Source organism: Bradyrhizobium sp. CCBAU 11430 (assembly GCF_028128855.1).
GTDB classification, from domain to species: Bacteria; Pseudomonadota; Alphaproteobacteria; order Rhizobiales; family Xanthobacteraceae; genus Bradyrhizobium; species Bradyrhizobium ottawaense.
The window spans coordinates 1-16,548 of the sequence record NZ_LBJV01000031.1; the positions used below are offsets into that span (position 1 = coordinate 1).

A 16,548-nucleotide genomic window follows, 5' to 3' on the forward strand; every position below is an offset into this window, starting at 1 on the left:
GATCGGAACGCTGCGCGGCATCAGATTGGAATACCTGCGCGCGATCATTGGAATCTGCAGCCAAAACGTCGCCGCTCGTTGGCGAGGTCACGCAGCCGGCCGCGTAGAGCAGCGTCCGGCGGACGGCTGGAGCGGTAACGGACCATCTTCCGATCCGCGCCCACGATCGAGCAGGCCCGCCGTTCCGACAGGCTCATGACGGCCTGCAGATGCGCGACAGCAGCGCGCTTGGCGGCGGGCCCTACCATTTTTTTGAAAGCAGCTCGCGAAGTGCGGCCGCATCGAGCATCTGCTCGGCCAGAAGCTTCTTCAGCTTCGCGTTCTCCTCTTCCAAGGCCCTCAGCCGCTTCGCTTCGGAAACGTCCATGCCGCCGAATTTGACCCTCTAATTGTAGATCGTCGCCTCGGAAACACCGTGCTTGCGAGCCAGGTCGGCTGTCTTCGCCCCCTGCCTCATGCTCCTTCAATACCGCGATAATCTGCTCTTCCGTGAACCTTGCTCGCTTCATCTGTCCGTTCTTCTTCGGGCCGGACTCTAACTCCTTCTGGAGGAAATACGCAGTGGCAGGTCAGTGGCATCAAACCCGGTCGCAAGAACGCGCTGTTTGCCGGATCCGACTGGCGCGCCGAACATTGGGCCGTCGTGCCAATCCTGGTCGAGACTTGCAAGCTCAATGACGTTGATCCGCTCGCCTATCTCACCGACGTCCAGACGAGGATCACTAACGGGCATCCAAACCGCGACATCGACCAGCTACTGCCCTGGGCCTACCGCGCTCAAACCCTCAAAGCCGTGGTCTGAGAACAACGCTTATTGATCAACAGACATTCCCGACCTTCAAGTTGAAAGGAGGGAAGCAGCTCGTCAACTGACGGCGCGAGTGATGCCGCAACCTCGAGGTGTCCGCACATGACCAACGCCGACAAACCTGACGATCACTTCATTGCCAGCGACTATTGATCATTTTGCAGTCGACACACCAATTGAGCATATTGGTGTCGAGGCGATCCGAATGTAGCGTACAGATAACAGACATGGCAAAAAGACCACCGTCAGTCCAAGCCTGATCGCGCTCAATCGTCCAATAAAGCTCGGGCTGATCCTGAAATCATTACCCAATGCGCCGAGTTTGTGAGCAACGCCGCTCTAGCCAAATTGGGATGTTCAGAAGGTGTGCGCATGGAAATTCTGGCATGACGCAAAGTCATGCCCATCATCATTTCGCAAGATTCGTTGCATCTTGTACTGAGCCTGAGGCTTATCGCGTTCACGCACCCCCAGCTAAATTGCCCCGCTGCTTCAGCTTTGCAATTTTGACATCATCATAACCAAGCTTGCCGGCTAGCACTTCCAACGTGTTCTCTCCTAGCAGCGGTGGGACACGATAATCTGTAATCGGCGTCTCTGAGAACGTGAGCGCATTGCGGATCAAGGACAGTTCGGGGGCAAACTGGTGCTTCACATTTACTCGCATGCCGCGCGCTCGCACGTGTGGATCGGCTAACACCTGGCTAAAATCGTTTAACGGGCCGCAGGGGACGCCGCCCTTTTCGAGATTCTCGAGCCAATGAGCGAGGGTATGAAGACCGGCGAAGATCGCCATGATCTCGTTGTCGTTCGCGACGCGATCGTTGTTCTTGAGAAATCTCGGATCGGTGGCGAGTTCGGGCGCGCCTAGCTCGGCATACGCGCGGGCGAACTGGGCGTCATTACCGACCACCAGCATCAACTCGCCGTAACGCCCCGGAACACGCCGACCGGCAAGCCACCATTACCCACGTGCCGCGGCGTGGCGGGGACTTGCCGTTGACGAGACAAGTTTGCAGGTAGCGGCTCAGTGAGGCAATCACTGTGTCCAGCAGCCATACGGCGACGTGCTGGCCCTGCCCGCCGTTGACCTTGCAGTGATAAAGCGCTGAGAGAATGCCAATCGACGCGTTCATGCCGGTCATGCAGTCGACAATGGAGGGCCGACTTTCATCGGCCCTCCCCCAGGCTCGCCGTCCATGTGGCGGGTGACGCTCATTAGCCGGCCCATGGCCTGGAAGATCGCGTCATAGCCGGCGCGCGGCGCGTAAGGTCCGGTTTCGCCGAAGGCGGTCACGGAACAGTAGATGATGCTTGGGTTGACCACCTTGGTCGATTCGTAGTCGAGGCCGTAGCGCTTGAGATCGCCGACCTTGTAGTTCTCCATGAAGACGTCGAAGTCCTTGGCAAGCTCGCGGATGATCGCCTGCCCTCTGGCTTGGCGATATTGATGGTGACCGACTTCTTGTTGCAATTGGCGCAGAGGTAGAACGAGTTGTTGTTGTTCTCCCTGCCGGCGGGGTCGAGGAGATAAGGCGCGCGCGTCGTCGCCCGTGCACGGCCGCTCGATCTTGATCACTTCGCAACGAGATCACCCAGCATCTGGGCCGATAAGGGCCCAGCGAGCACGCGGGTGAGGTCAAGGATTTTGACGCGAGAAAGGGGCAGAACCGACATAAAATGTGTCTCGCTAGAGTTCTCTTCGGCGTTGCCCCGCCCATTCCTGCGCTCTGATCGTATTTGGAAAAGGCGCGCCCGCGCTGTCGCCTGTTGGGTTGACCCTATACGCTTATCGGAGTGACAGCGATTGTCCTCTACTTCGATTGCATCGTGGAGATCGCTTTGCCGGTCATATAGCCTATGTCGTGGTGTCGGAGCTCTTGGTTGTGCCATTCCGCAATACTACGAGTGCATCGACCGCGACCCCACTTTTGGTACTGAGCAGAAATGGGTTGACGTCGATCGAGTCGATGCGACCATCCGCATCGGCAATCAGATTTGAGAGGCCAACGAGCGTTTTGATCACAGAAGTCTCATTCAACACCGGCTTGCCGCGGTAGCCCTTCATTTTCACGCCGGCTTTGGTGCGATTGATCAGCCTTCTCGCTTCGCTGGCGTCAATCGGTGCGCCAGCGAGCGCGACGTCCTTCGTCAACTCGATATCGACGCCACCAGTCCCAAATAGGACCACCGGGCCCATTTCAGCATCAAGTGAGGCGCCTATCACGAGCTCGAGATCGGCCTGGAGCTGTTCCGCGATTAGAATGCCTTCGAGCTTTGGCTTGCTCCTCAACTTCTTGACACGCGCTGTGATTTCGTTGAACGCCTTCTTTACCTCGGCCGCGCTGTTGAGATTGAGCACAACACCTCCAATGTCGGATTTGTGGAGGATGTCAGGACTGACCACTTTTGCCACCACGGGGAAACCGATTTTAGTCGCTATCACCGAGGCCTCATCGGCCGAGTGCGCTATTCCTTCTTTTGAAATAGGGATGCCATAGCTCTTGAGGAGTTTTTTCGAAGCAATCTCGTCCAGCGAGTTGCTACGGGCGCTATTCAGCATCTTTTCGAGCAGCGCTCGGGCCTGTGGCTTAGAGGAGGAGGCAATATCCGGCACATCCTTATTGAGCGACGCGTAGTCAACCAGCGCCTTGATCGCGCCGACCGCGCGGTCCATGCCCTGCATAACAGTGATACTTGGCAAGGATTTACGCAAGGTTTTTGTGTGCTCGGTAAAGCCGACGGATATAGGGCTGATATAGATCACGGGTTTTGACGCCGCGGCCGCCATCTCGTTCACCATGCACAGATTTCTCTCACGTAGCTCATGCGGCGCCTTGGGGAGCTCCGCGTCAATGATGACGATGTCGGTGTCGGGGTCGTCGATCATGATGTTAATGGATTTTAGATAGACTGATGGATCGACCACCGCGGCAAAGCCGGCGTCAAGCGGATTGCCAATGATTGAGCCCGGCCCGAGCATCGTCGCCAGCTTGTCGGTGGCATCTCTACCAAGTGGCGGGAACTGGAGCCCTGCCGAATGGAAGGCGTCGATTAGAAGACCACGTTTGCCGCCTGACAGTGTGACTGCAGCGAGCCGGTTACCTGTGGGCACTTTAGCATGAACGAAACACTCGGTCGTTTCGACTAATTCATCGAGCCCCCGCACTCGGATCACGCCCTCGCGTGTCGAAATTGCGTCGAACGATTCGATTGAGCCGGCCAGCGCGCCGGTATGCGCCATGGCGGCGGCTCGTCCGCCCTCAGACGCGCCGAGCTTCAACGCGATCACAGGCTTGCCGGCGGCCCGAGCTGCCTTACAAGCAGCCCGAAACGCTTTTGTATTACGCACGCCCTCGAGATAGACCACGATGACTCGGATTGAGGGATCGGCTGCGAAATACGCCATCAGATCCGGCGTCTCCAACCCGGCCTCATTGCCGGTCGTGACCATATAACCGACACCTACGCCGCGATCCTCCAGTGCCTGGCGGATCATCATCACGATGGCTCCAGATTGGCCGGCGATTGCGACAGCGCCCTGCTCCATGGTGACGATCCGATCGTCAATATTCGTGAAGAGCTTTTGGCCTGCACTCAGATTGCCGAGACAGTTCGGGCCCGTTATTGCGATTCCGGTCTCACGCACCGCCACATTGAGTTCGGCGGCAAGCCGCTGGCTTTCCTCGTCCTGCAGCTCGCTGAAGCCCGATGTGACGATGGTTGCCGACCGCGCCCCCGCTGCCGCAGCCCCGCGCAGCACTTGGGTAACGAAGCGGGCGGGCACCAGGACCAGCACATGGTCCGGCCTTTCCGGAAGGGAGGCAAAATCTTTGTAGCAAGTCACGCCCCAGACTGTGTCGCGCCTAGCGTTTATAGCGTAGAGTCCCCCTTCATACTTGTACTTGACGAGATTGTTCCAAATGCGCTCGGCATAATTGCCGGGCTTTTCTGTCGCGCCGACTAGCACAATGTTGCGCGGATGCAGCATGGCGTGAATGCCCTTCATGACGGGACTCGAATTGCGCGCAGGCGACCAGCCATCCGATGAAAAGGCCGGTGTCGAAACGTGTGCTTCCATAGCTACAAATGCTCCCTTACCTCTCGTTCGGCGTTTTTCGAATTAATCGTCTCTCCGCCTCGTCTCGGGAGCAGCAGGGCGTTACCTCGAGGCCGTCTTGGGCAGCATGGTAAGCCAGCCTCACTACGCCATTGCTTGCGAGGTTTGGAGCGGCGCCCACGACGATTGATTGCTCCTTGGGCCTGACCGAAGCAGATTCGTTGGCTAACTGCGTATGAAACCGGGTCGCCGCGAGCCTTCTGACCACAGCGTCCCGATCGGCGATGAGCGAATGGACAAAGAATGTCCATTCGCTCCTTGTCACTAGCGCTCGCGCCTCAGGCGATGCCCGCCGTTGAACGCTAGTATCCCAAGTCCAAACGAACTTCGCGCGAAAGGGGTTTCCTGTTCACGAACTCCAAAATGTTCTGGGTGCCCCACTCGATCAGACGCACGAGTACGTCGTCGGCGTTCGCGGATTGATCGTCTGACCCGACAACGTTTGGAAGGCGATGAATACCAAGACGCGAACCTCCGCCCCCAGCAGGGAAGGCCGTACCGAAAGGATAGTTCCACCAACAATCAGATCCGAAGCCGCGCAAGCGTCCGGACGTGAGCGCCTCGTAGAGAGCCTTCTCTTGAATCAACATGCCCCGGGCAATGTTGACCAAAAAGGCGGATGGCTTCATCGCCTCAAGCTCGGCCCTGCCAAAGAACTGATGCGTTTCAGGCGTGTTAGGGGCAGCTAGGACGACGTAGTCACTCTGTCGAAGGACCTGGTGCAGATCGTCAAGCCCGTAGACCTCATCTACGTGCTCGACCGCCTGACCCTTGTTTCGCCGCACCCCAACAACACGCATATCGAAGCCCTTAGCGTACTTGGCGATTCGGCCGCCGATCTCACCCACTCCAACCAGACCCAGCGTTCGACCGTCCAGCATGGTTGAGCGATATTCGTCGGCATAGAGTGGGAATAGGGTTCGCTTATGTCTAATGGCGTCGTCCTTGAAGACAGTCTTCTTAGCAAGGGCGAAAATAAACATCATGGCCTGCTCGGCGACGGCAATCGCGTTTGCACCGCGAACATTAGCGCACTTGACACCTCTCTCCATAAATAGACGCAAGACCCCCATCTGACGCAGGTCGTCCACACCAGAGTGTAGCCACGAGAAAACCTTCAGCTTTTCAGCCTTCTCAAGCGCGCCAGGCGGTACGCTGAAAGCGATAATCGCGTCAGCGTCAGACAGCAAATCTTTCACGTCCGCATAGGCGCAATCAAAACGCGAAAAATAGCTACCCTTGGGCGCTACCACCTCCGTCCCGGGCGGCATCGCATTCTTGATATAGTTCTTCTCCTCCTCCGTGGCGTACCAAAAGCAAAGGACCTTCATCGGACGGCTTCTCCCATCTTTGATATATGTGCGTAGGCCGAAACCCGGCGCTCGAGCGCGCGTAGGCGATTCGACACTACAGGAGGGTGACCGGCAAAATTCTGCGTTCTCTCCGCCACCGTTGGTGAAACTCTGCAGCCTGCCCGAGATGCGCGCTCAAATCTAACGAGGAGTCCTACTCTGCGGGCCCGAATTTCCGGTTCAGCGGCCGAACCGATCAACCGATCCATGCAATCTTGAGTCTCACATTTCGGGAATGACCGCGCCGATTAAGAGGCCACCGGATCCGTGTGCTTTTGAGGAGATGGCCTTCACAGCGCAGAGATCCACCGCTAAGGCCTCCGCTGCAGAAGCATCAGCTCTCGCGCTTGTCGTGATGCGTTACGTGTCCGCGTATGATGCCTTCAGCGTCCAAGTAGACGGCCGTCATCGTCAGGACCTTCCCGTCAGGAGAGACCGCGGGTTTTGAGCCCAACGACCTTCTCCCCCTTCTTCAGCGTAAACGCGACGGTGTTCGCGTCAATCCGGTCTGCATTCATCGTGTCGATCAACGGGCTTCCTTCGTGGGGCCGGAACTTGCCATCAGCCCAACTCACGGCCATCCTCTCTCTGAACGGTGATCCGTCAGGTAAAATTGCATCGACTCGGCCAGGTTAAGGTCCCAGATGCCGATGACAGGCTCTATTGCTTTCATAGGGACTCCGTGCTGAGGGGTTAAGCGTCAGCCCGCCACAGGCTGCTGCGGACAGCAGTCTTATGCGGAGTGTCGGCCGGATCTTGCGCAAGGTTGGTCATACTTAGCCGAATTTCTGCGCACACTCCGCTCAGCTCATACTTCCCGCCTCTGATAAGGCTAATATGTCCCGCTTCTGTCGTCGATCAGCCGGCTGTGGCAGCCTTCTCCCTCGGCGCCGCGCCGTGACACACCATCGCGGCGAAAATGTTCGACGCTGGCCTTCGCAGTGGATCGAAGTGGACGACGATCTGCACGCCCGCTGGCCAGCCGTCCCCTACGATGCCGGCCGGCACGTTGATGCACGCGCGCCCAGGACCGTGACGATGATGTCCTTGTTCCGGCGGAATGCCGAAGGTCTCGTCTGCGCCGGCTGCGGGCTTCTCAATCGGCAGACGCAAGCGCCAATGTGCTCTGGGCTTTGCTCGCCCGACGGGCTACGCTTGAGATACGAAAGCCTGATCACGGTAAATCTCCGATTTAGACACGCATCGCCAAACGCGACTGAGGGCCTCTGCCCAAATGGATGAGGCGACTGCCTTTGGCCGACCCCGGAGGAGCCGCTGCTCCCGGGCCAGCGCCGCCGACATTCCAAGGCGAGACCGCCAGCTGGACTGGCTGGCCCCAGACATCTCGAGCAGATCGCGACCAGCACTGGCGCGTCCTCGCACCACCGAGGATTCGTTATGGCAAAGCGCTCTCTGAGGGAGGCAGCTAATCCTCGATCCCGAAGTTCTATGCAGGCACAATCTGAGCGGTGGCGATCGCCCGTGGTCGCGTGCGCATCGCGATCGGTGCGCGGGCCTTCAGGCAAAGGCGGTGGAAAGGCATCACATATTGGGCGCGCGAGAGACGCGCCCAATAGGCGCGGATGGAAATCTCCACGAATTTAGCAGCCTAGACTCGGCGCGATCAACGCGTCGCGTGAATAGTTTACGAGAAAGGCGAAGGGTTTCATCGGCTCCACCTCGGCCCTACCAAAGAACGTTTCCGGCGGGTGTGGCGCCCGCCCGAGACTACGTAATCGCTTTGAGCAAGCATACGATGAAGCTCGTCTATGCGTACACTTCATCGATGAAATCTGCAGGCGCCAACTTCGTTTTCCGGACACCGCGTACGCGTATGTCCAACCGTTCGCATGCTTTGCGATACGCCCGCCGATCTCACTGACGCCGACCAGGCCAAGCGTTCGGCAGCGCAGCATGGTCAAAGGAATTACCGCATTGAGCGACGATTTTGGGGCGCTCTAGCGCGAAGAGCGCAGATATCTCGCGCGGATCAAGCGACCCCGCGGCATTTCAGCGAATCTGGCGTTCAAGCGCGGTAGAGGGTATGCGAAGTCCGACTGAGCGGTGTCGCGCCACGCTCGGTCACTACGACCGTTTCGCTACATCCGAAGAGATACCCACCCTCGCTGAATAGGATGATTGGCATGTGAAACGTCATTCCGGTCTCGACGACTTCGGTTGAGTCAGGCTCCAGACTGAGATTGCCCCGCTCGTTCCAAGGTGCGCCGATCTGATAACCCGTACGATGCCGGAACGTGTCCGGACGGCGGGACCGCGCGACGACTTTTCGCACCGCCGCATCGACCTCCGCCAAGGTCATGCCAGGCTTCGCAGCCGCGATCCCGGCTTCGAGGGCTTCCTCCGCCAAAGCGTGCAAGGTTTCGGTTTCCGGATGCCTGCCAAGGACAGCGCTGCGAACCAAAGCGGCGGCGTAGAAATCCTTGTAGCATCCGACTTCGATCATCACCGGCTGGTTGTTGCTCAAGCGGTGGCTAGAGGGTTTCCCGTGCGGCAGCTTATTTCGGTCGCCAAAGCCCAACGAAACCACGTTGACCGGAGCCCCGCCAGCGAGCCTCACCGCCTCTTGGACCGCCTCAGCCACTTCAATTTCTGTGACTCCGCTATGCAGCGCCTGCTGGAACGTACGGACCGCCAAGTCCGTCATCGCCATAGCATCGCGCATGGCTCGCAACTCCAACTCGCTCTTGACCGTCGCGACAGCGGAGACGATCTTGCTTGCGTCGACGATCTTCAATTCAGGAAGTTCCGCTTGGAGCGCAATGACGTCGCTTGGCGCGAGATTCCAACAACCTAGCTCTAATCCCACCCTCTTGTTGTGCAGTCCGTGCTTCCGGAGCACGTCCGCACAAACCTTTCCGAACTCACGCAGGTGCGTGTACCCAACGACCGTCTTTACGCAACCTTCGTCGCGAACAGACTGGACTTCGTACTCTCGCACAACGTATGTGGCAGGCAACCCTGGCGCCAGAATTAACGGGAACGGCCCAAAGTACCCACCGTAGCCGCTGTAGCCGCTAAGGTAGCGAAGGTGCCCGTGCGCTGTGACCAAGATCGCGTCAAGGCCCGCTGCGGCTACTGCGTTCAGCACCCGCTGCTGACGGCCCTCGTATTCCGACACCGGAAACGGAAGATTAGCCTGGGGAATCGCTGATACCTGCACGGTCATACCTTGCCTCCGAGAATCATCAACATTTTGGCGCCACCGCTTAGTAGGCGAGTCGGCCACCTACTGCACAAGCTTTTGCTCCGCCGCCTCATCTCACAGACGCGAGCATCAAACGACAGAGGTGCGTGATGTCATAGACGGGCAACCTCTCCTCCCGGCGGAGGGAGGGCGCGGTCAATGGAAAGCTAGCACATTCCAGCAAAATCGCGCCGATCTCCGGGTGCTCAGCGCGAAGGCTCCTAACTCGCGCAAGAACATCCCGCTCAATGTCCCGATCATCGGTTGGAGGCGGAGGGCGCCGCATCTCGTTTTGCCAAAAAATGCCCCCCTCGATACCTCCGATCACAATCCGATTGAGATCCTGCGGATCGTCTAATCCAAGCAAATCCTTCCCGCAGTGAGAAGAATCATAGGTCATTACAAGAATCTTGGCCCACCGAGGCACAAGCCCTACCAAGCTGGGTAGCAGTAAGAGGCTCGACATCCCGACTGGCACGTCGACGGAAGCCGCCACCGCCGCTTGATGCCTAACTGAGAAACCGCAGTTAGAACCGATCGCGACTGCACCGCGCTGCACGAGCCGTTGGGCAGCTGCAACGTAGGACGCCTCCAGCGCGGGATCCCCCCGAACTACGTTGTCAACCCACGCGCCAGCGACTGTTTCAATAATGACGGGAAAATCATAAGTGCTCGGGCTTGAGAGCGCCCCCGCCGGACGAGGAGACGGCGGAGCCTTTGCTGACGCTCCACGTTCGAGACTGAGAATTCCGAGGCTAGGTGAATTTTCTGATGTCATTTCATTAGTATACAGATAGGCTGACGTTAAATCCGTCATCCTCTCACGTTCTCGCACATTTTTTCGACACTCTAATGCCGAACACGACCGAAATCCAGCGGCTAATTCATGTCTTCGCAATCGGAGTACACCTCTCTCGAGGCGCGCTCGTCGGAAAGGCTGGCCGATTCGATTCCAGGTGCAGTCAATGCCCGGCGCACGATTGGCTGCCTCAAACGTGAGATACCACGACCGACGTAGCTCCCGCCGACAGCTGCGCCTCCTGCTCCGCCGTCCAGGTGCGGCGGCCTCGTGTGCGATGAACTCCTCCAATAGGCGCACCGGCTCGGGCTTAGATTTGCTCGAAAGCTCAGTTTTCGGGACGGTCTCTAACTGTTCGACTCAGCGGTCGGACTACGAACGGCACTGAACGAGGATCTAAGCGCCGCTTACGTTAAGGTAGTGCGACTTCAGATGGAGCTCGCGAACATTGCTTTATTCTCATTCGGCACTGCGCGACTACCACGCCGAAAGCGTGCGCTGCCTGTTACTACCAGAAAGAACAGCGGGGGATCGATTCGGTAAAAGTGCAGTGAGGAAAATAGATCTTCAAACCGCGACGAACACGCTCAATACGGGCGTGAATTGGGCCAAACTTTAAGTCCCGCCGAAGTAGAACATTCGGTGGCATTGGGCCTCGTTTTGCGATGCGGTGTCAAGTACGGGAGCAAACGAGTGCGATATGACGCTTCTCAATGATCATGAGCTGATCCCTTATCGTCGCGTTCTCTCTAAATTTCATTCTGTCGTGTAATAGAGCGCGTGTAGATTGGTCACAGATGCGATGGTGTGCGCGAACTTGCGCAAGACGCCGATATCACCCTGGGCGGTCGCCACGAGAGCGGTTCTAGCCGACAGCGCAGGCAAGCTTGACCGTAAGCGTAGTCCTGCGGCCCCTTTGATTGGCGCGTGACGCCCATTTGGTCACGGCTAGCGCGGTCGCGGCTTCCAATTTCGGATAGTGCGTTGACGGCTGTCTCAAGCACCTTCCGGTCGATGTCATTGGGATCGAACTGATCGGGTCCCCAGAGACGCATATTTCATGTTCTGGATGGGGGGGGGCGCCGATGGCATCAAGGTGGTCGGCATATCCGAGCGCACCTCCAACATGCCCTGGAGGGCAACGGCCAGCGGCCTCGAGCAAGAGCGGGAGCCCTTCCGTCGTGGTGTTGTCGAACCATTTTTCGAGCTTGATCCCATGGTCCCAGCCGTCACCGAAGTCATAGAGATAATGGATCGTCTTGGCGCCGGTCTCGTGAACGATATCGGAGAGCCGCGTCTTGCGGGCATCGAAGGGCTGAGTGCCAAAATCACCTTCGGGATCAGGGATGCCCAATGTCCTTCGCCAGTTAGGAACTCGAAGGTCCAGCCAAACGCCGCCTGAACGGTCAGGTGCAGCCGATCAAGGCGCAGGGTGACGGGTACGACAAGGCAACGCATCACTTCCGGCTTCACGCTCTTGAGGGTCGCCCTGATACGGACAGCCGTCCTGGCAGCATTCGTGTCCATCTCGATGCGCCCATCATTAGGATAGAGCGTCACGCCGTCCCAGTGACGCAGCGCATAGCGCAGAGCCTTGGCCGTGTCGCTCTTCCCGGTAAGATGATCGAGCATTGCCTCAAACCGTTGCTTCAAAGCTGCTCCCAAAGGCCAGGCATGCGCTTGTCGACCCGCGCGACGCTCGACATCATATTGGACGCGGGAGTGCTTTCTCGATCGCGTAGAGCTGGGCGATGCGCTCTAGTGCCTCGCGGGCAACTGGAGCCGGCGCCGGAGCAGCATCGCGCTCGATCTTCACAAACTGGCGCCGCAGCTAGGCCCAGCAGAAGGCGAGCGCCCCAGACAGGGCATCCGCACGCGTCTCCCGGGTCATGGTCTTATAGGCCTGATAGCCACCGCAATGGATGATGCCGCGATAGCCTTCGAGCAGTCTCAAGCCATGAACGGCTCCACGGCCAGGTGCATAGGCATAGACCACTCCGGGTGGATCGGGCCCGGCCGAAGGCCTGTCATCGCGCGAGAGCGCCCAGAAGTAGCCGGTCTTCGTCCTGCCGCGCCCCGGATCCAGAACCGGCGCCGGCGTCTCATCGACACAAAGCTTCGAGGAGGCGAGCAGCAGCTCGCGCACACGATGCCACAGGGGTTTCAACTCTTGGGCGGCATAGCCGACCCAGAAGACGAGCGTGGACAGGTCGAAGGCGAAGCCGTGCGTCGCCAAAACTGCGCCTGGGGCTAGAGTGGCAAAACGTCGAACACATGCGCGACGAGCCGTTCTGTAGGCAATCCACCCTGATCAGTCGCTCCGGCGCAGCCTGCTGGAGAACGACGCCGTGACAAGCGCGGCAGGCCAGCTTGGGCCGGCGGGTGACGATCACCCGGTACTGCACAGGAACGACGTCGAGCCTTTGGCTCTCATCCCAACTGATCTCAACGAGATCGCCTTTGTAGGACGGGCAGCATGTTGAAGCCGGGGTCAGCGTTTCGACGATCGCACGCGGGCTTTGGACAGCGGTACATTCCTATCGTTCTGGCTGGTAACGCTGAGTTGGAGCGGAGTGGACACGCGCGCTCCGCCACACAAAGTGCTCGGGGATGCTTGGCGGCATATGTCCACTATCACGAGTTACGCGAATGTCCTCCTCCCGATCAATTCGAGAAGCAGCTACGCACCATTGCAGCCGAAGTGACACCTTACCACGTGATACGATCGTGTTTTTATCTTCGTTCAGGTGCTCGCGTCGAAAATCTCCGTGAGACGCGGCTTTGGCAGTCATTTCGAGCGGCTCGCTCTCGGAGCTACCATTGACCATAAACGCGTACCACTGCTGGCTCTCTACGATGGCTGATACATAGATCTTACAGCAAGCGGCGCCGGCGCCGATCGAGGCAATCACTGCCGACGCCAGCTTGGGGAAGTCCGTTTCAAGGAGCTGCGTCCGGCATAACGGACCAACCGCTAGGCCGGGAGCGCCGCCACGTGCAGTAGAAGGTGATCAGCCATAGCACGGGGAGAAGCGTCCGCCGCGTCGCGACCGCCGCGACAGTCGGGAGTGTTATAGGCATAGACATCTGCGCCTATGCGTTCTCAGAGACATTGGTGTTTTAGGTCCATCTCGGCCGGAGTTATCCTCTAGATGTAAGCGCCTCCCATTGCCTGTCGATGCACTTGGTGCGATCTCCAGACAACCATCTCTTTCCAGTCCGATCTCTGCGGATAAAAGTGCAGCTTGGTAGCAGGGCGAAACTTGCGGCCCAGTTCGGAACCAGCGTCTTCGGTTCGATGCATGAAGAGCCAGTGGTCATTGCGCAGCACCTCCGGCTTGGGAGCGTAAGTTCCGAACTCGAGGCCGAGTGACGATCGCCTAAACTACGCTGCCAGAATTCGTCTTGCGTACCAAAGATGACGACCGACGAAGAGGTCCCAAGCTCGGGCGACGTGACCGAGGGGCCAAAGAATTTTGATGCTCGCTCATATCCGCGCAAGCCGGACGGCTGCTCGCATTGCAGCTCGCCATAGCCGCAAGGACCAAGCCCGGTGTGGTAATCGACGATGATGACATTATCGCGTGTTAGGACGTCAAAGTCCGTCACTATTCGCTCGAGGGTTCGTTCGCTTCAGTAGGCTCCATTCCCCCGTAGAACAGGCCGCCGGGTTTGGTGTACTGCCCAGAGGACTTCGGCGCACGAAGTTTCTGCTCACCGTGCGCTAACCGATACGCAGCGATCTGCAGCTTCAGCACGCATAATTCCATAGGCGTTATGTCCGGCGGCACAAAATGCTCAGCCAGCTCCTCATAGCCCGGATTCGCGCGTGCGCTGGGAAAAGTCGATGAAATTCCGGTTAAGATCACATCCTTCGGCATTCACTCGGCGATCCCAAGCGAAACCGTAGCAATTCAGCGCGTAGATACAGAGCACCGCCGCGGAAGATGGAAGCCCTTCGTGGAATCTCGCTTGTAAAAATGCAAGTTGTCCCGCGGCCCCACAGTACCCTTCAGGTCCATGCGTGCCAGAAACCATAACGAAAGCTTCTTCGCATCTGGGCGGCCGTAATACGCGGCGTCCGTGAAGAGAGCCTGACCAGAAGGCCCGTCTGTACTGCACTGGTTTGCTCTAGAAGTCGGCGCTGCCGCCAAAAATTCCTGCCTGCCTTCTATGCAACTATCAGAGAAAACGCTGCAAGAGCTTTCAAGGTCCATGTTGCTGCGCCTCCTAGCTGATCATTTACACGCGTGATTTGTCTTGGTAGGTTGACTTCGTCGCTGGTTCACCGGCGAGCCGAAAATCGATCATCCATCGTTCCCCCTCGCGCCGAACTAAATGTCAGTCCTGCTAACATCGTCGACTGTCGTCGAGCTTTGTTGAAGTGTTTCAGATTCGCTTAACGAGGCTGCCGATGATATTCTAGTGCCCAGACAGGCGTACCAGCAGATCACGCCAATGCCATTTCTACCGCTGCACGTGCAGCGCCATCGTGTCGAAGAGCGGGATCGATGGACGATCGGCTTGTTTGACCAACAGCGGAATCTCGGTGCAACCGAAGAACGATCCCTTGCGCGCCCTGGGTGTGCATTCGGACAATAATGTCCAGAAACACTGCCTTGGAGCCCTCCGTCAAAACGCCTTGATCCAGCTCATTGAAGAAAATGCCCGAGGCGACTGTCACACCTTGGCCGACGGAAACGTCAGCCGGCAAGCACCGTATCAACCAAGTTTACCCAATAGCCTATGCCATAAGCGAGGGCCTCGTCGTTGAAATCGTACGCCGGGTGGTGCAAGTTCGCGGTCGGTCCATTGCCGAGAAAAATATAAGCTCCCGGTCGCGCCTCAAGCATGTAAGCGAAGTCCTCAGAGCCCATCCGCGGTTTGATCTTGTCGTCCACGGACGCTGCACCTACGAGATTGCGGGCAGCCTTAGTCGCCAGATTGGTTGCTTCCGTGCTATTGAAAGTAACGGGATCGTGTCGACGGTACTTAAACTCAACATCGGCACCAAAACCACGGGCAATGCCTTGGGCGGCAGCGAGGATTTGTCGCTCGGCCAAATCCCGCAGGTCAGATTGCAGAGTCCTGACAGTGCCGCCCATTTCAACGTGATCGGGAATGATATTGTAGGCCTGCGCCGCATTAAACTTCGTGACAGAGAGTACGAGCGACTCAATTGGGCTCGTGTTGCGCGAGACCAAAGTCTGCAGCCCGATGATGATCTGCGCAGCAATGACGACGGGATCGATCGTCCGGTGTGGCGCAGCTGCATGCCCGCCCCTGCCCTTCACAATGATATCGAAGTCGTCGAGTGCAGCCATGATAGGGCCATGGCAGATGGCAAATTTGCCTACGTCCATGCCAGGCGAGTTGTGCATGCCAAAGACCTGGGAAATACCGAAACGATCCATGATCCCTTCTTGGACCATCTTCTGACCGCCCAATGCCCCTTCTTCCGCCGGCTGAAAGATCAAGGCAACGGCGCCCTTGAAGTTGCGGCTTTTCGCGAGATACTTCGCGGCGCCCAGCAGCATGGCTGTATGCCCATCATGGCCACACCCGTGCATCTGGCCGGGTACTTTCGAGGACCAGGGCTTGTGTGACGCTTCGACTATCGGCAAGGCGTCCATGTCCGCCCTTAATCCGATCGTCGGCCCGTCTCCACCCTGGCCTTGAATCATTGCGACGATTCCGGTTTCAGCTATCCCGGTTTCGATATGATTGATGCCGAAAGACGCCAGCTTCTCGGTCACAAATTTCGCTGTGTTGTGTAACCGATAGTCGAGCTCTGGATTTTCATGCAAGTAGCGGCGCCACTCTGTTGCCTCGCCCTGCAAATCCCGAAACATTTCCACGTTATGCATCTCGATATGTTCCAACTGTATGAGTTATGTCCCGAAGGGCGTATGCTATGTGCGGCTGAGCGCTTCCACGCTGCTCGTCACCAGCTGATGCTCACTGCGGCCAAAGACGTTGCTTGACGCTCTTTTCATGGGGTTGCTCGTACTCGGCTCTTTGAAGCGGAGCACCGGCTGGAGGAGTTGCTGCGAACATCATGGCAATAAGTTGCCCTCTGCGTTATGAACACATTAAACTAGCCTGGGCGCTCGCATGCTGCACCACTCCGGCAACTCCCGCAGTATTGCTGCAATCTAGCCAGACGCAGCGCCGAGAATCGGCGACATCGATGGCCAACGGATGTCCATAGGGCCGTCTCTTGATTAAAGGAACGCGTTTTCGGAAATACCCGCGGTCCTATCG

General features: G+C 58.0%; 7 protein-coding genes and 5 pseudogenes. 1 reads left to right on the forward strand and 11 read right to left on the reverse strand.

Annotation, left to right across the window (positions count from 1 at the left end; genetic code table 11):
* Nucleotides 1–53: 53 nt before the first annotated feature.
* Nucleotides 54–509, reverse strand: a pseudogene (locus XI04_RS08830) (transposase); the annotation flags it as partial.
* Nucleotides 510–589: 80 nt separating this feature from the next.
* On the opposite strand from XI04_RS08830, the pseudogene XI04_RS08835 reads away from it, so the two are divergent.
* Nucleotides 590–802: pseudogene (locus XI04_RS08835) on the forward strand (transposase domain-containing protein); the annotation flags it as partial.
* A gap of 466 nt (nucleotides 803–1,268) precedes the next feature.
* Here XI04_RS08835 and XI04_RS08840 read toward each other — a convergent pair.
* The 10 genes and pseudogenes from XI04_RS08840 to XI04_RS08885 all read right to left on the reverse strand — a co-directional run bounded on the left by XI04_RS08840 (nucleotide 1,269) and on the right by XI04_RS08885 (nucleotide 16,151).
* Nucleotides 1,269–1,727, reverse strand: a complete 459-nt coding sequence (locus XI04_RS08840; protein ID WP_271623604.1) for a CoA transferase — start codon at nucleotides 1,725–1,727, stop codon at nucleotides 1,269–1,271.
* Nucleotides 1,711–2,387, reverse strand: a pseudogene (locus tag XI04_RS38840) (CoA transferase). The gene XI04_RS08840 and the pseudogene XI04_RS38840 overlap by 17 nt, the downstream one beginning before the upstream one ends.
* A 279-nt stretch (nucleotides 2,388–2,666) precedes the next feature.
* Complete coding sequence (locus tag XI04_RS08855) at nucleotides 2,667–4,889, reverse strand: acetate--CoA ligase family protein (protein ID WP_271623606.1); 2,223 nt, start codon at nucleotides 4,887–4,889, stop codon at nucleotides 2,667–2,669.
* A 341-nt stretch (nucleotides 4,890–5,230) separates the two neighbouring features.
* Complete coding sequence (locus XI04_RS08860) at nucleotides 5,231–6,259, reverse strand: 2-hydroxyacid dehydrogenase (RefSeq protein WP_271623607.1); 1,029 nt, start codon at nucleotides 6,257–6,259, stop codon at nucleotides 5,231–5,233.
* A 2,047-nt stretch (nucleotides 6,260–8,306) separates the two neighbouring features.
* Entirely contained in the window at nucleotides 8,307–9,467 is a 1,161-nt protein-coding gene (locus tag XI04_RS08865) for a M24 family metallopeptidase (RefSeq protein ID WP_271623608.1), read from the reverse strand.
* A gap of 1,682 nt (nucleotides 9,468–11,149) precedes the next feature.
* Complete coding sequence (locus XI04_RS08870) at nucleotides 11,150–11,638, reverse strand: plasmid pRiA4b ORF-3 family protein (protein ID WP_271623609.1); 489 nt, start codon at nucleotides 11,636–11,638, stop codon at nucleotides 11,150–11,152.
* A gap of 140 nt (nucleotides 11,639–11,778) precedes the next feature.
* Nucleotides 11,779–12,791, reverse strand: a pseudogene (gene tnpC / locus XI04_RS08875) (IS66 family transposase); the annotation flags it as partial.
* A 641-nt stretch (nucleotides 12,792–13,432) separates the two neighbouring features.
* A pseudogene (locus XI04_RS38845) lies at nucleotides 13,433–14,165 on the reverse strand (DUF2817 domain-containing protein).
* Nucleotides 14,095–14,322, reverse strand: a complete 228-nt coding sequence (locus XI04_RS38680; RefSeq protein ID WP_333915115.1) for a DUF2817 domain-containing protein — start codon at nucleotides 14,320–14,322, stop codon at nucleotides 14,095–14,097. Before XI04_RS38680 ends, XI04_RS38845 begins: the two are co-directional and overlap by 71 nt.
* A 665-nt stretch (nucleotides 14,323–14,987) precedes the next feature.
* Nucleotides 14,988–16,151 carry a M20 aminoacylase family protein gene (locus tag XI04_RS08885; protein ID WP_271623610.1) on the reverse strand — a complete coding sequence of 388 codons (1,164 nt, stop codon included), beginning with the start codon at nucleotides 16,149–16,151 and terminating at the stop codon, nucleotides 14,988–14,990.
* Nucleotides 16,152–16,548 lie beyond the last annotated feature (397 nt).